The organism is Alteromonas sp. P256 (assembly GCF_036864455.1).
Taxonomy (GTDB): Bacteria; Pseudomonadota; Gammaproteobacteria; order Enterobacterales; family Alteromonadaceae; genus Alteromonas.
Window position 1 is genome coordinate 1 of sequence record NZ_JAZETM010000011.1, and the last position, 23,358, is coordinate 23,358.

Annotated in this window: 16 protein-coding genes and 1 pseudogene; 11 read left to right on the forward strand and 6 right to left on the reverse strand. The window is 43.7% G+C overall.

Features of this window, described 5'->3' with window-relative positions:
• Nucleotides 1–611: 611 nt before the first annotated feature.
• Nucleotides 612–1,589 (reverse strand): transposase, encoded by a 978-nt coding sequence (locus tag V7R39_RS14965; protein WP_334031671.1) that lies wholly within the window; start codon nucleotides 1,587–1,589, stop codon nucleotides 612–614.
• 458 nt (nucleotides 1,590–2,047) lie between these two features.
• Between V7R39_RS14965 and V7R39_RS14970 the strand changes: the two genes are divergently transcribed.
• From V7R39_RS14970 to V7R39_RS15005, 8 genes and pseudogenes are all read left to right on the forward strand, one after another.
• On the forward strand, nucleotides 2,048–4,636 hold the full coding sequence (locus tag V7R39_RS14970; RefSeq protein WP_334031673.1) for a bifunctional diguanylate cyclase/phosphodiesterase: 2,589 nt from the start codon (nucleotides 2,048–2,050) through the stop codon (nucleotides 4,634–4,636).
• 161 nt (nucleotides 4,637–4,797) lie between these two features.
• Nucleotides 4,798–6,159: an alkaline phosphatase PhoX gene (locus V7R39_RS14975; protein WP_334031674.1), complete on the forward strand. Its 1,362-nt coding sequence runs from the start codon at nucleotides 4,798–4,800 to the stop codon at nucleotides 6,157–6,159.
• 265 nt (nucleotides 6,160–6,424) lie between these two features.
• Nucleotides 6,425–6,601, forward strand: a complete 177-nt coding sequence (locus V7R39_RS14980) for a hypothetical protein (protein ID WP_334031675.1) — start codon at nucleotides 6,425–6,427, stop codon at nucleotides 6,599–6,601.
• Between the two features lie 56 nt (nucleotides 6,602–6,657).
• Nucleotides 6,658–6,821 (forward strand): annotated as a pseudogene (locus V7R39_RS14985) (catalase); the annotation flags it as partial.
• 526 nt (nucleotides 6,822–7,347) lie between these two features.
• Nucleotides 7,348–8,400: an aldo/keto reductase gene (locus V7R39_RS14990; protein ID WP_334031677.1), complete on the forward strand. Its 1,053-nt coding sequence runs from the start codon at nucleotides 7,348–7,350 to the stop codon at nucleotides 8,398–8,400.
• 530 nt (nucleotides 8,401–8,930) lie between these two features.
• Complete coding sequence (locus tag V7R39_RS14995) at nucleotides 8,931–10,118, forward strand: hypothetical protein (RefSeq protein ID WP_334031679.1); 1,188 nt, start codon at nucleotides 8,931–8,933, stop codon at nucleotides 10,116–10,118.
• A 266-nt stretch (nucleotides 10,119–10,384) separates the two neighbouring features.
• Nucleotides 10,385–12,331, forward strand: a complete 1,947-nt coding sequence (gene acs / locus V7R39_RS15000) for an acetate--CoA ligase (RefSeq protein WP_334031681.1) — start codon at nucleotides 10,385–10,387, stop codon at nucleotides 12,329–12,331.
• Nucleotides 12,332–12,346: 15 nt separating this feature from the next.
• A complete protein-coding gene (locus V7R39_RS15005; protein WP_334031684.1) occupies nucleotides 12,347–12,994 on the forward strand; it encodes a response regulator transcription factor in 648 nt (215 codons plus the stop codon).
• 105 nt (nucleotides 12,995–13,099) lie between these two features.
• On the opposite strand, the gene V7R39_RS15010 is transcribed toward V7R39_RS15005, so the two are convergent.
• The 4 genes from V7R39_RS15010 to rimK form a co-directional block, all read right to left on the reverse strand.
• Nucleotides 13,100–14,134 (reverse strand): amino acid ABC transporter substrate-binding protein, encoded by a 1,035-nt coding sequence (locus V7R39_RS15010; protein ID WP_334031686.1) that lies wholly within the window; start codon nucleotides 14,132–14,134, stop codon nucleotides 13,100–13,102.
• A gap of 73 nt (nucleotides 14,135–14,207) precedes the next feature.
• On the reverse strand, nucleotides 14,208–14,642 hold the full coding sequence (locus V7R39_RS15015) for an ATP-dependent zinc protease family protein (protein ID WP_334031808.1): 435 nt from the start codon (nucleotides 14,640–14,642) through the stop codon (nucleotides 14,208–14,210).
• Nucleotides 14,643–14,647: 5 nt separating this feature from the next.
• Complete coding sequence (locus V7R39_RS15020) at nucleotides 14,648–15,679, reverse strand: succinylglutamate desuccinylase/aspartoacylase family protein (protein WP_334031688.1); 1,032 nt, start codon at nucleotides 15,677–15,679, stop codon at nucleotides 14,648–14,650.
• 81 nt (nucleotides 15,680–15,760) lie between these two features.
• A complete protein-coding gene (rimK, locus tag V7R39_RS15025) occupies nucleotides 15,761–16,666 on the reverse strand; it encodes a 30S ribosomal protein S6--L-glutamate ligase (protein WP_163107308.1) in 906 nt (301 codons plus the stop codon).
• A 274-nt stretch (nucleotides 16,667–16,940) separates the two neighbouring features.
• On the opposite strand from rimK, the gene V7R39_RS15030 reads away from it, so the two are divergent.
• Entirely contained in the window at nucleotides 16,941–17,561 is a 621-nt protein-coding gene (locus V7R39_RS15030) for a mechanosensitive ion channel domain-containing protein (protein WP_334031809.1), read from the forward strand.
• 18 nt (nucleotides 17,562–17,579) lie between these two features.
• Here the strand turns inward: V7R39_RS15030 and V7R39_RS15035 are convergent, their stop codons facing one another.
• Complete coding sequence (locus tag V7R39_RS15035; RefSeq protein ID WP_334031693.1) at nucleotides 17,580–21,032, reverse strand: PAS domain-containing hybrid sensor histidine kinase/response regulator; 3,453 nt, start codon at nucleotides 21,030–21,032, stop codon at nucleotides 17,580–17,582.
• Nucleotides 21,033–21,289: 257 nt separating this feature from the next.
• Here V7R39_RS15035 and V7R39_RS15040 point away from each other — a divergent pair, with 257 nt between their 5' ends.
• Together V7R39_RS15040 and V7R39_RS15045 are read left to right on the forward strand one after the other, a co-directional pair.
• Nucleotides 21,290–21,556 (forward strand): DUF4212 domain-containing protein, encoded by a 267-nt coding sequence (locus V7R39_RS15040; protein WP_334031695.1) that lies wholly within the window; start codon nucleotides 21,290–21,292, stop codon nucleotides 21,554–21,556.
• 4 nt (nucleotides 21,557–21,560) lie between these two features.
• Nucleotides 21,561–23,267, forward strand: a complete 1,707-nt coding sequence (locus V7R39_RS15045; protein WP_334031697.1) for a sodium:solute symporter family protein — start codon at nucleotides 21,561–21,563, stop codon at nucleotides 23,265–23,267.
• The last annotated feature ends 91 nt before the right edge of the window (nucleotides 23,268–23,358 follow it).

Consider the following 23,358-nt stretch of genomic DNA (forward strand, 5'->3'; position numbering starts at 1 on the left):
TCGTGAAGGTGGTCGTACAGTAGGTGCTGGTGTTGTTGCGAAGATCCTAGACTAATCTAGACTCTGCAAACACTGCACAAAAAAGCGCACTTAGGTGCGCTTTTTTTATACCTACGATTTACTAAGGAGACGATTTACTAAGGAGACAGTCACTTTAAACTGTCATTTTTTATACCTCCGAAAAATCTACTATTGAGACAGGCACGTTAATTTCTCTAATTTAGCCATTCCCGCTATTACAACCAGCTACTATCGAGACAGGCATAACATGTACGCATAGCAAGCAATGCTACCAATTAGACAGTCACAACAAACCAGCCATTATCAAGACAAGCACAAAAAACAGTCGTAAAGCATCATTATTAAGAGAGTCACAGTAGATACGCATAGACACTAAAAAGACAGGCATAAAAAATTATAATAATAAAGCGCCAAATATCGAACGCTATGTATAGATTTAGTTACGATGGGGATGTGTTTTGTTGGCCAAACAGTGATTGATGTAAATTGAATCAGTATGATTTTGTGTAATGACGAGAGCTCTGTCCTGCAGTTACTACTCTGTTAAAGTCCAACCCTATTAGCATTATGTTGTTTATTGAGATATTCACCTATCCAAATAAGCGCATAGCATTGTGCTTCCCAAAAACTCTTAACTGCTTTCGGTTATGAGCATATTGCTCAAGTTTAATCACCTGGCCTGCCGCTTGTTTAAAGCAAACTTCAAATCGTGTGGTTAATATCAACCACTTTTCATTACTTATATTAAGCCGGTCTAGAATATTAGGTACTTGGTTGGTGATTTTGTCTCGCTTATTAGGAGAGATGTTACGGCTAGTGACGTCGACCAACTGAATATAGTCGACGAGGCTGAAAGGTAGACTATTTTCAATATTCTGCTGAGAGCTGCCTTTTAGCGGCATGAGGTGTTTAGGTATCTTGCCTGCTTTGGCAGCATGAATACGATACTGGATACTAGTATGCCGAGAGGCCTCAGGTGAAACGGCTAACTTCGCGCGAACTGGATTTAGGTCAACGTATGCCATACAGGCTGCGAGAGCGCCATCATCTAATAGTGCTTGTGACTTAAACCGTCCCTCCCAAAAGTGTCCGGTGCACTCATCCTCTTTATTTGCGGCTCTGGCGATATATTCATTCAAGGCTCTCATAAACCAACTAATGTCGTGTAAGCGCGTTCGCCAAGTCTCCGCTGTGCTTTCCACGGACTCTATTTGAGCATCACTAAGGTCTTTTCTTGTCTCTTGTAAAGCATATTTCTGTGTTAATAAAGTTCCTTTGTACAGAATGTGCCACCGTTGAATTACTTCATCTGTAGTGAGCGCCTGTGCCTTTTCCCTGCAAATATGCAGCACAAGGTGGGTGTGATTGCTCATTACCGCATAAGCACAAACATCAATGGTAAATACTTCACTCAGGACATGAATTCGATCTTCAACCCATTGACGGCGATGTTCGAAGCTTTTTCCTTGCTCAGAACCGCACAAAAACGCTCGGCGAACACATCTAGATACGCAGTGATAATAGGGCGTGTCTGATAAACTAATTTGTGATTTTCTGGCTTTTGGCATCAAGTTTTCTAGCTCTGGGTTATTTAATTACTAGTGTGTATAGCTAACTAGGCTAAAGAAAGTGTATTGAGGTACAGTTTTGTTTATCTGAATGTTTGAAAAATGCCTGTCTCGAAAAGTGACTTGTGATTCCTGTCTTCATAAACAGTCTTCATAAGCACCTTAATAAATATCTGTCTCAATAAATATCCCAGGTAAGGTGCCTGTCTCAATAAGTAGTAAGCTCAAACACTGCCTATTCATTATATTAGAATTCACTTAGTTATTGTTTGTATTAGTATTTTTTGATGCCTGTCATTATTAATCAGTCACTATTAATCAATTGACTGTGATGCAGACTCTACTATTATACTACTAAAGACTAAGGCATCGTTTTTAACGTTCTTTTATGTCTTTCCATTCATCAACGCTACCAACATAGATGCGGTTAATGGGTTTATGTTGAGTAATTGAGGGCTATGTTTTCACATAATACGGTTTACGAAGAGGCTGAGTTTCGCGGCCTCGTTCGCAAATACAGGCAAGAATTCTTCGATGAGCTTGTTGGATACAACGCATCGTTGAAAGCAGATTATTTACTGCTTGGTGTCCGAGACAAAGACTGTGTTTCAGTGCTTATTGGCATTCAACAGCAGTCTGAAGTCAGCGAGCTGTTTGAGTATCCCTTGCAGGGCTCACCTTGTGAGCAGGTTTTGCAAACCGGTATTTGTGCATATCCAAATGCGGTTTGCTCTCTATTCCCACACGACGCCTCTCTTTCCCAAATAGGTGCTGAGGCTTACCTTGGCGCTGGGCTTTTCAATGAGCTTGGGCGCAATGTCGGAATTTTGGTTGCTATTTTCAATTCACCTCAACCCGACATCGAACGCGATAAAGCTGGATTTCATGCAAGCGCGAAGCTAATTGCTACGCGCCTACAAAAATACTTTTTAGAAACCCGAACAATCAATAATTTATCTCTACTTGATGAGGTTAGCAGTCTTTCAAAAACTGGAGCATGGGAATACTACCCACAGGATAAAAAGCTTTTCTGGTCTAAAGAGACCTACGCAATACACGGTGTGGCCATGAAAGTCCCCATCGATGTTGAGCAAGCGTTAACATTTTATAAGCCAGAGTCTAAAGCTGTCGTTCAGTCGGCGTTCCATGAGTTGTTAGCACACAACACGCCATACGATATTGAAGTGCAAATTATATCGGCACATAACGATAGCAAGTGGGTCCGCACCTCTGGCAAGTATGAGTTAGACGACGAGGGAAATATACGTCGTTATTTCGGTGCATTCGAAGACATCACAAATTACAAAAGCACTGTATTACTAAGCGAAGAGCGGGCAAGCCGAATACAGAATATTCTCGATAACATAAACGATGCGGTAATAAGCATAGATGCAAAAGGCATAATCCTTAATTGTAACGACATCACGCTTAAAATATTTGGCTATGATGATGGTGAGCTTATTGGGAAGTCGGTTGAGATGTTAATGCCCGAGCCTTATGCATCAAATCACGCTAGTTATATGGCGAATTATGAGCGCAGCGGAAACGCGCAAATCATTGGTACTGGTCGGCAGCTCCCGGCAAAGCGCAAGGACGGTTCGGTATTTCAAATGGAGCTATCGCTGTCTGAAAGTACGGATGTAGGAAAAAAAATATATATCGGTGTAGTGCGCGATATTAGTGAGCGTATTGCGGCGCAGGATACGATTTATAACCTAGCCTATACCGATAGTGTCACCCATTTACGCAACAGACAGTGGTTTCAAAAAGAGTGCAAAGACTTAATCTTGCGGGCCGCTGTACATGAAGAATATATGCACATTTTATTGCTTGATATGGACAATATGGCGCAAATAAATACGCGCCTTGGCTATTCAAATGCAAATAATGCGCTTCAAGCCATTGCTGAAAATTTATCGTTTATAATAGGCCATGAATACCATATTTATAAGTTTGCAGGCGACAGCTTTATTATCATGTCTAAAAAGACCTATAAAAAAGCTGACATTTACCGCTTTGATACCAGCTTAATTGAGAACGCGCTTATTAATCCTCGGCACTACGACATAGATACCGAAGATGGCAACTGGTCACTAAGTGCATCCCTTGGCAGCGCGGTATTTGAAGCCAATAAGCAAAATTATGAGCGCGTGGTCAATGTACTAGAAAACGCGGTTAAGCAGGCTAAGAAATCAGCGCCTTTCGGACTTTGCCACATTTCCGATGATGGCATGCAAGAGTTCGATCGCTACCTCGCTATCAAATCTCATTTACGCCAAGCCTTAGATAAACAGGAGTTATCTCTATCGTTGCAACCCCAGGTGAATCATCAAGGAGTTACCACGTCGTTTGAAGTCTTAGTCCGCTGGCATTCTAATGAGCTGGGGACAGTGAGCCCTGGCGACTTCATACCTATTGCGGAAGAAAGTCATATTATCTGCGACATTGGGAATTGGGTTATCGATGAAACACTTAAAACCCTAAAGCAGTTTATAGCGCGAGGTTTAGACTTGTGTGTTGCCATCAATATAAGTGCCAAACAAATTGTACAGCCAGACTTTGCCTCTTCTTTGCTAGCAAGAGTTAATTATTATGGCATTCCTGCTCAAATGGTTATGTTAGAGCTTACTGAAACGGCGTTAGTGATAGATATAGATATTGTTAAAAATACGATGGATCAGCTAGCAAAATGCGGCTTCCGCTTTTCAATCGATGACTTTGGAACTGGCTATTCCAGTCTGGCCTATCTAAAAGAGCTTCCAATTAGCGAGTTAAAGATAGACAAAATATTCATAGATGATGTCAGCACCTACAGCAATCACAATGGCTCGCCTATAGTTGATGCAATTATTGATATGGCAAGAGCCCTTAATGTGACATCCATTGCTGAGGGCGTAGAAACCTTGGAGCAAGTTGAATACTTAATCAGCAAAGGGTGCAATCGCTTTCAGGGTTATTATTTTTCAAAGCCTATGCCTGTAGAGCACTGGCACAATACTAATCTGATCAACAATTTGAGCACCAATACCAGTACTAAGCTAAAGTAAAAATATACGACGTCAATAATGATTGTTTTTGCCATCTATTGTTATACTATCACAATAGGTGGCGATGATTTATGTACATCTGCGCACTTAGGTCTTGCTTGTTTAATGCTACCTTTCTACCTTTCTACCTTTTTATCACGAGCACCTTTGGGGCATTTAGTATGATTACACGGCGACAGTTTATGTTGGGCTCACTCGCTTTTGGCGGTCTTGCGTCAAGTGCATTTGGTAAAAGCCAACTGAGTAAGGCAGTAGCTTCTGCAATGCCCATTGCAAGGGGCTACGGTAACCTTGTAAAAGACAAAAACTCACTACTAGATTTGCCAGAAGGCTTTGCCTACCGAGTAATATCTCAATTTGGCGATGCTATGTCAGATGGCCTGCACGTGCCCGATAGAGCCGACGGTATGGGCTGTTTTGGCCTTGATGAGCAACGTGTTGCGCTAATTCGCAATCACGAGCTACATCCCACACATATTGAAAAGCAGCCTCAGTCTATTCAACAGCATTCGCCAGCTTTATTTTACGACTCCTATAGCAAGGGGAGTGCGTTTGAGGGTACTGCACTGCCTGGAGGCACAAGCACCCTTGTCTATAATCTTTCAACTCACAAGGTTGAGCGGGAATTTATAAGTTTAAGCGGCACTGTGCGCAACTGCTCAGGCGGTATTACCCCATGGGGAACATGGCTTACCTGCGAAGAGTCGGTAGATAAACCAAACGGCGTGGTAAGCAAAGATCATGGCTATATTTTTGAGGTTCCTGCCTCTGCCACATCGATGACGCAACCCAAGCCTCTTAAAGCCATGGGGCGATTTAACCATGAAGCCGCAAGTGTAGACCCTCGCACAGGAATGGTGTATCTCACTGAAGACCGAGGCGATAGCGTGCTATATCGGTTTGTACCGAATACGCCTGCTAAATTGGCAGGTGGCGGCAAGTTGCAAGCCCTTAGAGTGGTCGACAAGCCTCAGTTCGATTCACGAAATTGGAATAATCCTTCTATGGAAACAGGGCAGTGGTTTGATATTGAGTGGGTAGATTTAGATAATCCAGAAAGCCCAGAGGACGATCTTCGTATACAAGCCTACAAAAAAGGTGCTGCCTTGTTTGCGCGTGGGGAAGGTATGCACTGGGGGGATGAAGAGTTATATTTTTGCTGCACCAACGGTGGAGAAAAACAGTTGGGGCAAGTAATGCGTTTGGTTCCATCAGTTGGTGGCAGTGCTGATAAACTTCAACTGTTCTTGCAAAGTGAAGATAAAAGCCTGTACAACTTTGGTGATAATCTAACGGTGTGTCCAAACGGGCATTTATTAGTATGCGAAGACCAATACACCGATATAGTTGATAACCATCTTCGTGGAGTAACACCAGAGGGTGAGGTGTATAACTTTGCTAAATTGCATGCACAAACCGAACTTGCTGGAGCCTGTTTTTCTCCTGACGGCAGCACGCTTTTTGTCAATGTTTACTCGCCTACTAAAACGTTGGCTATCACTGGCCCTTGGCTTAGCAGTTAATGGATAGCAGTTAATGGGTAGTAGTTAATAAGTAGTAGTTAATAAGTAGTAGGAAAGACGGCATTTTACTTTCTCTTCATCCGCTATTTTTCCTAATCCTCTCTTTCTTTCCTTAGTGCTCATTGCATCTGCTTCCATTGTATTTTTTTACTAGATTAGCAAGCATCTTTACAATCTATTAAATTAATACTGTGAATCAGTTTTTGTGGTTTTAATAGTTTTTTTAAATTAATGATAATGCTCCTAACTTAACAAGGAGAATCAAATGAACACATTACTAAAAAAACTATCAACGCCGAACGGTCACCGTGATTCCTTCACTACGGACCAGACTGTTCAAATGCGATGCAACTATGCTGACAACTATTACGGCGACCGAGTTTGCGTTGAAGTTAAAAATACCCAGTCCCGCATTAACATTCATGTAGGAGTTCAGCTTTGAGTACCACATTATAATCTACTTTATCTAAATTTATCTTAGGCGGCGTTACAGCTAGTATGCTTGCACTTGGCGTTAGTACAGGTACGCTTACTCATCAAAATGGCGCTTCAGTAGGTGATAACCAGAACTCACAAACAGCGGGTCCATAGGGCCAGCTTTACTGGAAGACTCTCACCTTATTGATAAGCTAGCTGCGTTTGATCGTGAGCGTATTCCAGAGCTAAGCGATATCTCAGCGAGCTCTTGCTGACGTTGCACGGTTTTCTAGCCGCTCAAAGCAATCATTCAAACTAGATTTTATGCCAAGTGGGTTTACAGAATTAAAGTCAGCTTACTGAATTCGCTTTCTAGATGATTGAATAATGAGGTCGAATTCGAACATTATTATCGAGACAGGCACTGCAATTATTCTTAATGCGAGCCGTTAACGTGACAGTCAAAGAAGGTATTATCGAGACAGGTAATTAAAGTGACAGTCATAGAGAGTAATTAAAGTGACAGTCATAGAGCGTTATAGAGCGTTAGGCAGAACATCACATTGGCTCTGGGATAATGCACGATAATGAGACAGGCATCGTAATCTCTGGCATCATAATCTCTACTAAGACAGTCATTCTAATCGCGGCCATTCTAATCGCGAGTAGCAGGCTAGCAAAACAATCAGTGAAAAAGAGCGATTCACAAAGTATGAGTGCTTAACGACTCAAAGGCATAGTTCAAAAGAACATTTTAGAGGTAAAAGTAGAATGAAATTTAATATTTTGGGCTCAAGTGGCTTAAAAGTTTCCGATATATGTTTAGGTACTATGACTTGGGGCATCCAAAATACGCAACAAGATGCGGATGCTCAAATGGCCATGGCCCTAGACGCGGGTATTAATTTTATCGATACAGCAGAAATGTACCCGGTACCGCCTAATAAGCAAACATACGGTGATACGGAGCGTATTATCGGCAACTGGATTTCTCGCAATCAAGACGCGCGCAATGACATTGTGGTGATGACCAAGGTAGCAGGTGCAGGCTTGAAGTATATCCGAGAGGGTGGGCCAATAACGGCTTCTTCGCTTACTACTGCTCTTAATGAATCACTCGCGCGTTTACACACCGATTACATTGATGTGTACCAGCTTCACTGGCCAAATAGAGTAACCCCTCACTTTGGCAAGCACTGGCCTGACAGTACAGACCCAACAGCCATCGACCGCGACAGAGAAATCAGCGGCATGCGCAATATTCTCAAAGGTATAAAAGCGGCCCTTGATGCGGGCAAAATTCGCCATTGGGGACTATCTGATGATACTCCTTGGGGGATTCACACATTTTTACGATTGTGTGAACAAGAAAATGTGCCGTTACCCGTGTCTATTCAAAACGAGTTTAGTTTATTACACGCAAAAGATTGGCCTTATCTTATTGAAATGTGCCAGTGTGAAAACATTGCTTATCTGCCTTGGTCGCCGCTAGCTACGGGAATGCTCAGCGGTAAATATCACAATGGTGCACGTCCTGAAGGTTCGCGCTGGACATTGGCACAGCGAATGGGGTTGTTCAGAGACCAACCTGCAGCGCAATTAGCTACCGAGCAGTACGTTAATATTGCAAAGGACGCAGGCATTACACCGTCGCAACTTGCTCTAGCATGGTGTCAGCAAGTACCGGGTGTTACATCTACTATTATCGGTGCAACTACGCTCAAACAGCTTTCTGAAAATATCGCAGCGTTTGATATTACGCTAAGCGATAACACACGTAACGATATAAATAACGTGTTTAAAGCGTATCCCATGGGATTTTAAATCTACCCATTTAACTTCGGTCTGCGCGCCTTAAGGCAAGGTGCGCTAATTCATTTTTCTAACGTATTGACGCACACTCCCCACGCTTTTCTAAGTTGAACTACTGCTTTTCAATTCAGCGCTTGTCCTATTTTTTAACTCCCACTGCCCCCTATCATTTTAAAAGGTCGGCAATAAGATCGGTGATTTTCTCTTTTTTACCTATGCTTACAGCTTTAGCCATTCAGACGTTGAAATCTGTAATGCTTTGTTTGAAGTTCTTAAATTAAACAGTACTTTAACTTATTTATGTGATGACTTAGCGCTAATTCAACCTACTAGAAATAATAAGACTTTGGTCGCAACAACTATGATTTATAGAGTATTTTGCTTATTTTTAACCCACAATTGGTTTGTTGATTTTATGTTAACCGTAAGTTAATCCGTTGCATGGTCACACTAAATTACATACTCCCTGCGCTTACACGCGTTCGCAGGGGCACTGAGATAAGAATTAAAGTTAAACACTACAAATAATTTTGGAGAACCACATGCTTAATCGTGTAGCTGCATCGTGCGCACTTGTTTTGATATCTTCACCTGCTCTAGCTTTTGAATTCAGTTTTAAAGGTATGATCAAACCCGAAATGGTAACGTCTGATCAAGGCGTTGCTAGTTATGGCAGTGCTTATAGCCAAGTAGCCCCAACGCATGCGTTAAGAACCGATATATTTGGCGGTGCGCCAGCAACAGAGCAACAGACGACGTTTCTTAGTTCTGATGCCACGTCGTTTCAAGCGGCACAGTCTCGCTTTTCACTAAACATGAGCCATGAAAAAGTAAGAACGGTATTGGAATTTGATTTTATTGATGGTGAAGATGGCTTTACTAACCAAACAGCCATTCAGGCTCAGGAGCCACGGCTTCGCTTGGCTACTATCTATTACGATATGGATGAAAATTGGACGTTCTTCGGTGGTCAAAAGTGGAGCACTGCCGCAGGTATCAAATCAAGCGGCAGCTATAACTGGATTGGTAATGCGTATCGAGCCGGTAATTCTGGGTTTTTGGCCGTGGAAGTGGGTGCGACATATAAAAATGATGGGCTAATGGTAACCGGCGCTTTAACGGGTAAGGGAAGAAACGCTACCGCAGGTGGTATTAATGCGAATGAGCTTGGCAGCATGCCTGGTTTTGCGGTTGACGTAAATTATAGTTTCTCTGGTCATAAAATTGGTGCCGCTGGTCATTTTGCTGAATTAAATTATGAGGATGAAGCTAATTTTACCGCTGGTGAAAACCAAGATGCGACCTTGCTTAAAATGTATACAACACTGAATTTTGGATCAGTTAGCCTAAACGCCGAATATTATACTGGTGAGGCCTTAAACAACCAGAATGCCCTAGGTGTTGCTCCGGCCTCAGGTTTAAATGCTGCGGGCGAAGTAAGAGAAAGCTTTAGCGAAAGTGGCTTCTTTACTTATGTGACTTGGAAACTCAACGCAGACTCTACGATTAAAGTGGGTTATGCCAGTGCTTCTGTCGACTCGGGTGACCGTGCTCGCTTATCACTTACTGATTTAAATGAAAACACCACCGCTTATATCAATTACGGACATAAGATAACGGATAGCTTTACCGCGTTCGTTCAATTGACTAACTTTAACACCGAATACGGAAGCGATTTTGAGGACTTCTCGGCAAATGTTGGCCGCGCGGGTGTAGTCTTTAAGTTCTAGAGATTAAGCCGTATCGTTTAAAGTGCACACTTGTTATTTCTTCACTGAAATAACAAGTGTGCACGTCGTTTAAGCACTTTTTAGTAATTGCCATAAATAATTTGACCGAATAAAAAAATAATAAGGCGTCTATAAATCGACTTTGAGCAAAAATTATTTCAATCAAAAAGTCATTAAGACCAATGTCTCATTTTGCTTTATTGATTAATGACTAGAGTAATAACTAATCACTCGAGAATTTAACATTATTAAATCGGAGGCAATCTATGACTGCCAGCAAGACTTATCCCGTACCAGAAAATATTCTTCAATCTACACATCTCACTGCGTCCCAATACGACGAAATGTACAAGAAGTCGATAGACGACCCTGAGTCATTCTGGGCAGAGCATGCTGCATTATTGGAGTGGTACGAAACGCCAACAAAAATTAAAAATACGGTTTTTAATAAAAACGACGTATCGATAAAGTGGTTTGAAGATGGCGCGTTAAACGCAAGTTATAACTGTATCGACAGACATTTAGAGAAAAACGCCACTAAGGTTGCCTTTCACTGGGAAGGTGACTCTCCACAAGACAGTTTAGATATTACCTACCAACAGGTGCATTACGAGGTATGTAAGTTAGCAAATGCACTCAAAGAAATGGGCGTAGAAAAAGGCGATCGCGTGGCGATTTACATGCCTATGATACCAGAAGCCGCTTATGCAATGTTGGCCTGTGCCCGCATAGGTGCAGTACATTCTGTTATTTTTGGTGGCTTCTCGCCAAATGCCATTGCTGATCGCATTAACGACAGCGCAGCTAAAGTGGTTATTACCGCAGATGAAGGGCGTAGGGCAGGGCGAAGTGTTCCTCTTAAAGCAAACGTTGATAAGGCGTTGGCAGACAATGCTTGTCCTTCTATTACTCATGTAATCGTACACAAGCTGACTGGTGGCGATATAAATTGGAACAGCAAGCACGACGTTTGGTGGCAAGATGCAATTGACAATTGCTCTGCTCAATGTGAACCAGAGGTCATGAACGCTGAGGACCCACTTTTTATCCTCTATACATCAGGTTCTACTGGTACACCGAAAGGTGTTGTGCATACTACGGGCGGCTATTTATTGTATTCAGCCATGACGTTTAAATATGCCTTTGATTACAAAGACGATGATATTTACTGGTGCACAGCAGATGTTGGCTGGGTGACTGGACATAGCTATATGGTTTATGGGCCTATGGTTAACGCTGCTTCACAGGTATTCTTTGAGGGTGTGCCCACGTATCCTGACGTAAAGCGTATTGCACAAGTAGTTGAAAAATATAAAGTAACCAGCTTGTATACTGCCCCTACAGCGATCCGCGCGCTTATGGCTCACGGCGATACGCCCGCAGAGGGCTGTGACCTATCATCTCTTCGTTTATTAGGGACTGTAGGTGAACCGATTAATCCTGAGGCATGGGAGTGGTACCACAGAGTAATAGGTCAAGAACGTTGCCCAATTATCGATACCTGGTGGCAAACGGAAACCGGTGGTCATATGATTTTGCCGTTACCGGGTGCGACAGCGCTGAAGCCCGGCTCGGCAACTCGCCCTTTCTTTGGCGTAGCGCCAGCGTTATTTGATGCTGATGGTAATGAACTTGATGGTGCCGCCGAAGGTAACCTTGTTATAAAAGACAGCTGGCCAAGTCAAGCGCGAACCGTCTATGGCGACCATAAACGCTTTATTAATACTTATTTTAGTGCGTATGAAGGCGTGTACTTTACCGGTGATGGCGCGCGTCGCGATGAAGATGGCTACTATTGGATAACAGGTCGCGTAGACGACGTTTTAAATGTTTCAGGTCACCGTTTAGGTACTGCAGAAATTGAAAGTGCACTTGTGGCACACAGCAAAGTGGCAGAGGCCGCTGTTGTCGGCTATCCACACGATATCAAGGGCCAAGGGATTTATGTTTATGTAAGCCCTATTGAAGGCGTGGAGGTGAATGACGCTCTTACTAAAGAGTTGAAAACCTGGGTGCGTCAAGAGTTGAGCCCTATAGCTACGCCAGATATTATTCAGTGGTCGACTGGGCTACCTAAAACACGTTCTGGTAAAATTATGCGACGCATACTGCGTAAAATCGCAGCAAACGAGCATGAGCAATTAGGTGATACATCAACGTTGGCGGATCCATCCGTTGTTGATACACTCATAGAGGAACGACTCAATAAATAATTAAGGAAATCGACAATGATAACGCTTTTGATTGCAGATGATCACCCGCTGTATCGCGATGCATTAAGAGGCGCTTTATCGTTGTCGCTGCCGTCCTTGACCCTCAAAGAGGCAGGGGATTTAATGTCTACGGTTGATATGCTTAATAAAGAGGATGTCGACCTGCTTCTTCTCGATTTACATATGCCCGGCAGTAACGATCTGTTCGGGCTTCTTCATATCCGCAAACTGTACCCAGACATTCCTGTTGCTGTGGTATCGGGCACCGAAGACACTGTGTTAATATCTAAAATTATTGGTGTTGGAGCATCTGGCTTTATACCCAAGACCGCCAGTGCACAAGACATAGGTAGTGCTGTTGAAGCCATTCTCGATGGCGATATTTGGTTGCCTGAAGGACTCAGTGAAAGCGTCGATGAAGTTGACGAGGCATTCTCAGAGCTCGCGGATAAGGTTGCTTCACTGACACCCTCTCAGTACAAAGTGCTGTGTTATATGCGAGATGGTCTGTTAAATAAGCAGATTGGCTATAACTTAGACATTGCTGAAGCGACGGTAAAAGCCCACGTTACGGCCTTATTCAAAAAGCTTGGCATCAATAATCGCACACAAGCGGTGCTGATTGCGTCGCAGCTAGAATTAGAGCCGCCCTCACGTCAATAGCGCTACGATGTGGCGAATTAAACCAAGGAGGTTTAACTTCGCTCTTTTATCACCTAGCTCTTTCCAGCTGAGCTTTACGTAGTCGAGTTATTAACCTCCGTGTTCTCAATTAGAGCTTTTAATGGCCGTGCTTTCAACAGCGTCCTCTGCATCACTAGCATCCATAATAGCGCCATCTGAAGCCGAGCTATCGAACAACAATTCAGCGGGGGCTAAAAGCGGAAGAAAATTTTCAATCGCTTTTTGACTCTCTTTACTTAAAAGCGGATTGTCGATACTTATAACGGTTCGCCCCTTTACAAGTGCAAGGCTTTGTTGATAGCCCTTATGCTCTTTTAACAACTGTTGGAATCGATGGTTTTTTAACAGCTGTAATAAGCCTTCGGTTATTCGTGTGGCAAGCTGCTGATTATTACTACCCACAAAGAAAAAAATCGGACTAGGGTATGAAATAACGATATTGTCCTCAACAACAAGCCCCTTACTAAAGTCTTTGTGCTCCATTTCCTCTAACACTTCCATCACGCTTCGAGGGAACATATCAGCAAATCCCTCTGACACCATTTTAAATGACGCGCGATAAGTGGTTTCAATTACCCGAATACCCGCTTTTCTAAAAATAACGGTATCGGGCCAGTCATAGCCAAGCACCGCTCTGAACTCCTTAAGATCTGTAATATCCATATCCTTAGAGAAGCGGGTGTCTTCAGCGTTAACTAACAGGACGCGCTTGCCAAAGAGTCCAGCCATAATAGGAATGCGGATGGGCAAAAAGTAGGCTTCTCTGTCTGATGAGGTAACGCTCCACGTAATATCTAAAAGGTCGTGCTCTAAACTTCTGAGCTGTCGGCGCTGAGGGCTTTCTTGAGTACTCACTATGAATTCGAAAGTGCCGTAGTCCGCTTGCGTTATAAGAAGTGCTTCAGTGAGTAACCGTTTCGCGTGGGCGTAAACTGCATCCCGGCCTGGGTGAACATTAGGTAGTCTTATTATGGTGTGGGCAGCGCTAGCAGTGTCGTTTGTTTGATTGGCATAAGCGTTTGGAGTGAAAATAAAAAAGCTAACGGCAAAAAGCACGCAAACCATACGTGCTTGTAGAGATGAAAAAAGTAAAGCCTTACCTGGCTGACACATGTCCATTGCGATCTTTCCTTTGATAACAGCGCGCTGACCTTTGCTATACAGTAACTGCTAGGCAAAAGGGGAGTGCGCTCTAGTCTTTTCCAGTGAGAAGGAAATCATATTCAGGGTCTACAATGAAATGCCCAGCCATTCCCTCTCGGCCTAGTAACATTGAATATGTCATTTCCGAACGGTCTGTTAGCGTTAGCTGTATATTCCACTGAAGACCGTCCATAATAATATCAGTGAGTATAACATAACGCTTTTCACGGGTAGCGGTAGAACTTTTCACCTTTTTTTTGCCAAAAACTTTCGCTTCACGTCTCACCACCGTATCTACATTATAAATATCAGGGTGGATATCAAAGCTAATCCATAGCTCATCGCCTTTGGTTAGCTCTTCAATATTATCCACATGCAAAGACGACGTCGCCGCCCCAGTGTCTACCCTCACATTAAGTTCTGTAATGGCTAGCTGGGGAAGGTCACATAATTCTACAACACCAATAAGCTTTTTATTATTCATCATTGTTACTCAATAAGAGGTTCTTCGCTAGGCAGCAAGTTGTCCTGATAAAGCTCAACATGCTCGGCTACCTCGGTTGGCTTAGAAAAATAGGCAATGTGGTATATAGCTTCACCCTCTTGAGTAAGCGGTATGTTTTGTTTTCCAATAACAATACCCTCAGCCGGGCTAATAATATTGCCGACAAAGTTGCCAAATGGGTCGGCAATGGCGGCTAATTTATCACCCTTTTCAACATGGTCACCAAGCTGTGCCAAGTGGGTAACAAAGCCGCTTTCTGAAGCCCTTACCCAGCCGCTTTGCTGTGCAATAAAACGATTGATACTGTGGCCTTTGCTGCGACTCTTATTCAGCATGCCAAGGTGTCGCATAGTATTGATAATACCTTTTACACCTGCTCTTATTGAAAATTCATCATAGCGAAGTGCTTGACCAGCCTCGTACAGCAGAATCTTTACGCCACTAGTACTAGCCGCCTCTCGCAATGAACCTTCACGAATTTCAGCATTCAGCAATACCGGTACGCCAAATGCTTTTGCCATTTCCAGCACGTCCGTATCGTCTAAATTTGCCCGAATTTGCGGAAGGTTACTTCGATGAATAGCGCCGGTGTGAAGGTCTATTCCTACGTCGCACTTACTCACCACCTCGTTAAAAAACAGGTTCGCCAATCTGCCTGCTAAAGAGCCCTTTTTACTTCCGGGAAAGCTGCGGTTTAAGTCTCGTCTGTCGGGTAAATAGCGGGATTGATTCAGTACACCGTAAACGTTAACCATCGGTACTGCGATAAGTGTGCCGCGCAGTTTTTCAATGGCTTTTGAGCGAATTAAGCGACCTACAATTTCTATACCGTTAAGCTCGTCGCCGTGAATTGCTGCACTAACAAACATAATTGGACCAGGGCGTTTGCCTCGTTTTACATAAACGGGAATGCTCATATTCGTCGCTGTATAGAGCGGTGGCATTTCAAGTTCTATTTTTTTGGTTTCGCCTGGGGCTATATCGTGTCCCCCAATTGTCAAAACATTATTTACCACTAAGGTTTTCCTTCACAGATGGCGTTGCAGCCTTAAATTACTAATAGGGCGACACACCCTAACCATCACCTAACGACCTACTTATCCTTTACCACGTGTCTTTGTTTTATGTGGTTCAGCGCTTTTTTCAATGAACGAAATGATCATCGCCGCAACGTCTTTGTTGGTCGCTTTCTCTATACCTTCTAAGCCCGGGGATGAGTTAACTTCCATTACCACAGGGCCATTGTTAGAGCGCAAAATGTCTACTCCACAACAGTTGAGTCCCATGGTTTTCGCAGCATCTATTGCGGTTTTGCGCTCTGCGGGGCTTAATCGTACTAAGCTAGCTTGACCGCCGCGATGTAAGTTAGAACGAAACTCACCTTCTGCCGCTTGACGCTTCATCGCTGCTACCACTTTGCCGCCCACTACCAAGCAGCGAATGTCACTGCCACCCGCCTCTTTGATGAATTCTTGCACCAGTATGCTGGCGTTTAACCCCATAAAGGCTTCGATAATAGATTCAGCCGCATTATGTGTATCTGCTAGTACTACGCCAATGCCTTGGGTGCCTTCCAGTAATTTTATCACCACGGGAGCGCCACCAACGGTTTTAATCACGTCGTCTATTTTATCTGGGTGATGAGCAAAGCCTGTTCGCGGCATGCCAATGCCTTTTCGAGAGAGCAGCTGTAAGGAGCGAAGCTTGTCTCGAGAACGGCTAATAGCAACAGATTCATTAACACTGTATGTGCCCATCATTTCAAACTGACGAACTACCGATGTGCCGTAAAAACTCACTGACGCGCCTATACGGGGAATTACCGCATCGTAATAGGGAAGCTTTCTTCCTTTGTATCTTACCGAAGGGCGGGCACTGGTGATATCCATATAGCAATGCATAGTATCAATAACATCCACTTCATGGCCTTTTGCTTTGCCTGCCTCAACAAGGCGTGAAGTAGAGTAAAGTTTTGGGTTTCTCGAGAGTATTGCAATACGCATTGATATATCAACCTTGATAACGATAATGTGAGTTTGCTCACGAATTAACCACACCGTTACATGTGATACGTAAATGCGCAAGCTATTTAGGCGCGCATACTAATTGAGTCTGTAACAGGAGTCTTACGAAATTTTCTTATGGTGGCGATTGTTTTTATTTTATGAAAGAGTAGCCCAATAACGATAGCATGTCGAAGATGGCGGTATATTTGCCGTGAGCTTACTAACGAATATTTACACTGGTATGAGGATTTTTGTGAAGAATGACGGGGTAATGATAGAGCTGTTAAATGGAGTTTTACGCTGGGCAACTGAGTACCAATCAAACATCATATTTAGCAGTTTGGTTTTGTTGGTTTATTTGGTTATGTCTAGAAAGTTACTGCCAAAAATTGAAAATGATATTGCCAAGTCAAAGTTAAAATCTCATAGCGCATTAAAAGGGCTATTTGCTGCGCGTGTTCTGGTGGCTACGGTTTCTTTGTGTTTACTGTTACTTGCATGGGGTATCGACTTTTCAGGGCTACTTGTACTTTCCACGTCCATTATTACGGTAACCGGTGTGGCTTTATTCGCGAGCTGGTCGTTAATAAGCAATATTACTGCCTACTTTATTTTGCTCACCAATGTGTCTTATCGCAGAGGCAACTACCTACGCATTATCGATGGCGATAATTTTGTTGAAGGCTTTATAGCTGATATTGGTCCGTTTAGTACGAGGTTGGTGACAACAGAGCGCGAAACCATTATGTACCCAAACAACCTTATTCTTACTCGCCCTGTTATGCTAAATCCGAAAGTAAAGTGGAGCAGCCTAGGAAAAGTGGTGGCTAAAACCGACACGCCTACCCCTAAGCACGTAGACGATTCAAACCAAGTAAATGAAGATCGATAGCAGATTTTCTCAACGTATCTAATCGCGCTCTACATTTTTGGCTGCTCGAATATAGCGGGTCATGCTTTGCAGTAAAGCCCGCAGCTTTGCTGGTTTGAGCGGTTTAGCTAAAAAGTTAACTCCCTGCTCCTTGCATTGAACCACTAAGTTTTCATCAGGGGTTGCTGTAATCAATGCCGCGGGTACAATCACATTCAGCGTTGTTCGAATAAGTTCGATAAGTGCCAAGCCGTTTTTATCTTCTTCATAACTTAACTGATAATCCATCAATAGTATTTGTGGCTTTACAGACAGTGCAAGCGATACTGCATCATCCCAATTATTGGCAAGCGTTACGCTAACGCCCCACTTTTCTAGCAACGTACTTAATGCATCTAAGTTTTCCCGTTGGTCGTCTACGCACAATACTTTCATACCGCTGAACGTGGTGTTTTTGGGCTTTGTAGTTTGGGCAGAAGGATGCTTGGCGGCTGCTCTTTCCAGCGTAAATTGAAAGCTGCTTCCCTTGCCTAAGCGAGATGAAACTTTAATATCGCTGTTAAGCTGTAAACTAAGTCGCCTTACGACACCAAGCCCCAAGCCAAGGCCGTGCTCTTTGCTTTCATTGGCACGGAAAAAGTCGCCGAATATGTTGTCCAATTTATCGTTGGAAATTCCAATCCCAGTATCCAAAATGTTAAATGTAACGCTGTTGCCGATGGGCTTTACAACAAATAGCACTCTGCCTTTTTCAGTATACTTTACTGCGTTTGACAGTAAATTTTGTAAAATCCGATATAGATAAGTTTTATCAGCTCGCACCCAACATGGGCGAATGATTGCCTTAAGTGCCAGCCCTTTCTCTTTCGCTCGCATAGACATCTCATCCACAAGAGGTGAAAGTAGGTTGCTCACGTCAACCGACTCGAAATCTGGCTTCATCTCGCCTTGGTCAAGGCGCGCAATATCTAGCAATGTACCGATAAGTGCTTCGCTCGACGATACACTGTGGCTAAGCTTTTGAATGATGGCATGCGTTTGCTCTGGCAAGTCTTGCTCTTCTAATGCACTCACATAAAGCTTAGCCGCATTGAGTGGCTGCAACACATCATGGCTGGCGAGGGCTAAAAATCGCGTTTTACTTGCGTTGGCATCTTCTGCAGCTTTTCTCGCTCGAATTAACTCTTTTTCGGCGCCAGAGCGTTTTTCAATTTCAAGGCGAAGCTCTGCATTAATGGAATGCACTTCTTCAGTACGCTTTTTAATTCTGGCTTCAAGATCGATATTTGACTCTTCAAGGGCCTGCTGAATTTCTACGTGGCCAGTAATGTCATTAAAACTTGTTACAAAGCCGCCACCAGGTAATGGGTTACCCACCATTTCTATCACTCGCCCATCTTTTCGCTGACGGGTGAATCGATGGGGCATGCCTGAGCGTAAATGCTCTAAGCGCTTCTCTACCTCGGCTTCAACATCATATGTGCCAAACTCTCCCTGTGTGGCGTTATAACGAATAAGACGTTCAATGGGTACGCCAACAGCAAGTAAGTCGTCAGGAAAAGGATACAGGTTTGAGTAGCGCTTGTTCCACGCGACTAAATGCAGATGCTTATCGACAACACTTATCCCTTGGTCCATATTTTCAAGCGAGGTTATTAGCGCGGTCATATTAAATTGCATGGCTTGAGTAGTGTCATCAAAAAAGTTGATGATCTCAGTGAAGTCCATCTTTTTGCCGCGCAATGCACTATCTAGCAGTACTTTTGCACTTGATGCCCCAATTACACCACCTAGCGCTCGCTCACAGAATGATAAGAATGACTCATCGGGGGTATCTTGCTCATTCAGCTGACAGTGATTAAGCGTCTGGTATTCATCAACAAGCTGTAAGCATCTGCCCGAACCCATAAATGTGGACAGTAGCGTGGTTAAGTCTGACACCCTCACGCTTGTTGCTTGAGTTTTTACTGTGTTACTAGCCGACATCGTGGGAGACACAAAAGCCTCAGCCTGAATGCGATCGATAAGTCGCTGGGGTGCAAACCAAGAAAAAAGCACGTACATAAACGCATTGGCGGCTAAACTAATCATAGCTCCTTGGCTAATCAGTTCGTTTTGTTCAAGCCTTGACACTTGGTCGCTCACAATAGGTAGCACTAGCCACAAAACCCAAATAACCAAGCCAATCATTAATCCGGCATATACGCCATGGGCATGGGCTCGCTTCCAATACAAGCCGCCTACAATGGCCGGTAGTAATTGAATAACTAATGAAAAAGCAATAAGACCTATAGAGTGCAACGAGCGGCTGCTGGTCATTTGCTGGTGGTATAAAAAGGCCATTAGCAAAATGAAGGCGATAACCACCCGCCGTATTAGTCTAATTCGGCGTGAAATATCACGTTTTCTGCTTGTGTCTTCGGTCAGTGCCAGTATGCGCGGCAGAATAACGTCGTTTGTTAGCATAGTGCTGAGCGTAAGCGTTGCCACAATAATCATCGCAGTGGCAGCAGACAAGCCGCCAACAAAAACGATGACTTGCAGTAGTGTAGACTCTGAAAACATGGCTAGCGATAGTACATAGGAATCCGGTTCAATATTGCTGCCTGCAAATATGGCTTTGCCCGCAATAGCAATTACAGGAATAACTGCTGAAATAACAATGAGATAAGTTGGGAAGAGCCAGCGAGCGGTGCGCAAATGAGACAAACTTAAATTATCGATAATGGCTACGTGAAATTGTCGCGGCAAACACACAATGGCGGCGGCTGCCATTATTGTTTGGGCAATGAATGAAAATGAGCTAAAGGTAGACAAAGCCGCTTCGTTTAAGAAGCTTTCAAAAAAGGGGCCGTTCTGAGTGGTTTTCCACGCGCTATAGCCAACAAACGCCACAACAACTAACGCGAGAAGTTTTATCGACGACTCGAAGGCGATAGCTAGCATTAACCCTCTTCTGTATTCAGTGACATCCGTTTGGCGTGTACCAAAATAAATAGCGAAAGCTGCAATAAAAGCCGTTGCCGCAATAATAATGATGTCGTTTTTAGGTTGCTGAGTAAGCAACTGAAACGTGTTGCCAACCGCTTTTAGTTGCAGCGCGATATAGGGAATGGTGGCAAGTAATGCGATAAGTGTAACCACTAACGCTACTGTTTGACGCTTTCCGTAACGAGAGGCAATAAAGTCGGAAATAGTCGTGATGTGCTGCTTTTTACTTACAAAAGTAAGCTTGTAAATAAACTTATAACCCACCACATACACCAAGATAGGGCCGAGCATAATAGGCAGATAAATCCAGGTATCTCTACTTGCCTGTCCCACCATGCCGAAGAACGTCCATGCAGTACAGTAAATAGCCAATGCAAGCGAGTATATCGCTGGGTGTGAGGTAAGCGCTCGCGCCGTTGGCGAGTTCTTCTCGCCCCAGCTTGCCAGAGAAAAAAGTAAAAACAGATAAAGTAATGCTAGTGTAACCCAACCAAAAACCATAGCCTTCCCGTTAACTAAAAATTTACAACTCGATGCGTATTATACCGATTGAGACCTTCGTCTACCTACGACCATGGTCTCATTTTTAAATATTTCATGCAGGTCTAAAGTGATATTCAACCTCCTATGGGCTTGGCTTTGATGCTTTTGGTTGTCGTTGATAGTAACGTTGAATCAGTAGCAACAATGTAAAAAAGTTAAGCGTTAGGAAAATGTAAAAAAACAACAACCGATTAACCTGACGTGGGGACGGAACAATGTCTTTTAGAAATAATGATGACCAAAAAGCATATTGGAAGGAGAATCTTGCTCTCCTTTTTAAACTTTTAGTCGTTTGGTTCGCTGTATCTTTTGGTGCCGGCATTTTATTTGCCGATGCATTAAACAACATCCAATTCTTTGGTTTCAAACTGGGCTTCTGGTTTGCACAACAAGGTTCCATTTTAGTTTTTGTTGCTCTTATTTTTGTCTATATGGCGAAAATGAATGCAATGGACAAACGTTACGGCGTAGACGAGGAGTAATACGATGGATGTTCAAACACTCACCTTTATCATTGTTGGCGCTACTTTCGCGCTGTACATTGCAATTGCGATTTGGGCCAGAGCCGGATCGACAAACGATTTTTACGTCGCCGGTGGCGGTGTTCCGCCTGTACTAAACGGCATGGCAACCGCTGCCGATTGGATGTCAGCTGCATCGTTTATTTCTATGGCGGGTCTTATCTCCTTCATGGGATACGACGGAGCCGTTTATCTTATGGGGTGGACCGGTGGTTACGTTCTGCTTGCGCTTTGCCTAGCACCTTATCTTCGCAAATTCGGAAAATTCACTGTACCCGATTTTATTGGAGACCGCTACTACTCACAAACCGCGCGAACTGTTGCGGTATTTTGTGCCATTTTTGTCTGTTTTACCTATGTGGCAGGGCAGATGCGAGGGGTCGGCGTTGTATTCAGTCGATTCTTAGAAGTTGATATTGTTACCGGCGTTGTGCTTGGTATGGTTATTGTTTTTTTCTACACCGTACTGGGCGGCATGAAAGGGATTACCTACACGCAAGTTGCACAGTTTTGTGTGATGGTATTTGCGTATGTAGTTCCTGCGGTATTTATTTCCATCATGGTAACCGGTCATATTCTTCCTCAAACCGGATTCGGTGCCACGCTGGCCGATGGGTCGGGCATGCATCTGCTGCAAAAGCTCGATAATTTATCCACCGATCTTGGGTTCCATGAATACACGACAGGCACGAAAAGCACGATTGACGTGTTCTTCATTACCTTTGCACTTATGGTAGGTACGGCAGGTTTGCCACATGTTATTGTTCGCTTCTTCACGGTTCCTAAAGTACACGATGCGCGTAAATCAGCGGGTTATGCACTAGCGTTTATCGCCATTGTTTACACCACTGCACCGTCTCTAGCTGCTTTTGCTCGCGTTAATATGATTGAAACCATTAACGGGCCCGAGCTTACAGGTACAAGTTACGAAGAAGCACCATCGTGGATTAAGAACTGGGAGCAAACCGGACTTATCGAATTTAACGATAAGAATGGCGATGGCGTCATGTTCTATTCAGGCGATGAGCGCAACGAAATGACCGTAGACCGTGACATCATGGTACTGGCGAACCCTGAAATTGCAAATTTACCGGCTTGGGTTATTGCTTTAGTGGCTGCCGGTGGTGTTGCCGCCGCACTTTCTACCTCAGCTGGCTTGTTACTTGTAATCTCCACGTCGGTATCTCATGACTTACTGAAACGAAACTTCGCGCCGAATATTACGGATAAGGCAGAGCTATTTTATGCACGATTGGCCGCAGGTGTCGCCATTGTGATTGCCGGCTACTTTGGTATCAATCCGCCCGGTTTCGTTGCGCAGGTGGTCGCTTTTGCCTTCGGCTTAGCAGCGTCCAGTTTCTTCCCTGCTATTATTATGGGTATCTTTAGTAAACGTATGAATGATAAAGGTGCTGTTGCAGGAATGCTATCTGGTATTGCCTTTACCGCGACGTACATTATCTACTTCAAGTTTGTTAATCCGGCGGCGAACGTACCCGACAACTGGTTGTTTGGTATCTCACCGGAAGGTATAGGTACACTGGGTATGATAGTTAACTTTGTGGTGGCATTCCTTGTCTTTAAAGTGACGGATGAAGCACCAGAGGAAATCCAAGAGTTGGTTGAAAGTATTCGCTATCCTAAGGGAGCGGGCGAGGCCTCTGCACACTAATGAATGAAAAACATGAGTAAGAAGAAGCATTAGTACAATAGAAAACCAACCTTCTAGCAGTGTTTAGTCGGTTGGTTTTTTTTCTTTTGTG

What these genes read in the sequence shown, in the direction of transcription:
- V7R39_RS14965 (WP_334031671.1), bottom strand. Translation starts at nt 1,589, where the DNA reads ATGCCAAAAGCCAGAAAATCACAAATTAGTTTATCAGACACGCCCTAT.
- V7R39_RS14970 (WP_334031673.1), top strand. Translation starts at nt 2,048, where the DNA reads ATGTTTTCACATAATACGGTTTACGAAGAGGCTGAGTTTCGCGGCCTC.
- V7R39_RS14975 (WP_334031674.1), top strand. Translation starts at nt 4,798, where the DNA reads ATGATTACACGGCGACAGTTTATGTTGGGCTCACTCGCTTTTGGCGGT.
- V7R39_RS14980 (WP_334031675.1), top strand. Translation starts at nt 6,425, where the DNA reads ATGAACACATTACTAAAAAAACTATCAACGCCGAACGGTCACCGTGAT.
- V7R39_RS14990 (WP_334031677.1), top strand. Translation starts at nt 7,348, where the DNA reads ATGAAATTTAATATTTTGGGCTCAAGTGGCTTAAAAGTTTCCGATATA.
- V7R39_RS14995 (WP_334031679.1), top strand. Translation starts at nt 8,931, where the DNA reads ATGCTTAATCGTGTAGCTGCATCGTGCGCACTTGTTTTGATATCTTCA.
- acs (WP_334031681.1), top strand. Translation starts at nt 10,385, where the DNA reads ATGACTGCCAGCAAGACTTATCCCGTACCAGAAAATATTCTTCAATCT.
- V7R39_RS15005 (WP_334031684.1), top strand. Translation starts at nt 12,347, where the DNA reads ATGATAACGCTTTTGATTGCAGATGATCACCCGCTGTATCGCGATGCA.
- V7R39_RS15010 (WP_334031686.1), bottom strand. Translation starts at nt 14,134, where the DNA reads ATGGACATGTGTCAGCCAGGTAAGGCTTTACTTTTTTCATCTCTACAA.
- V7R39_RS15015 (WP_334031808.1), bottom strand. Translation starts at nt 14,642, where the DNA reads ATGAATAATAAAAAGCTTATTGGTGTTGTAGAATTATGTGACCTTCCC.
- rimK (WP_163107308.1), bottom strand. Translation starts at nt 16,666, where the DNA reads ATGCGTATTGCAATACTCTCGAGAAACCCAAAACTTTACTCTACTTCA.
- V7R39_RS15030 (WP_334031809.1), top strand. Translation starts at nt 16,941, where the DNA reads ATGATAGAGCTGTTAAATGGAGTTTTACGCTGGGCAACTGAGTACCAA.
- V7R39_RS15035 (WP_334031693.1), bottom strand. Translation starts at nt 21,032, where the DNA reads ATGGTTTTTGGTTGGGTTACACTAGCATTACTTTATCTGTTTTTACTT.
- V7R39_RS15040 (WP_334031695.1), top strand. Translation starts at nt 21,290, where the DNA reads ATGTCTTTTAGAAATAATGATGACCAAAAAGCATATTGGAAGGAGAAT.
- V7R39_RS15045 (WP_334031697.1), top strand. Translation starts at nt 21,561, where the DNA reads ATGGATGTTCAAACACTCACCTTTATCATTGTTGGCGCTACTTTCGCG.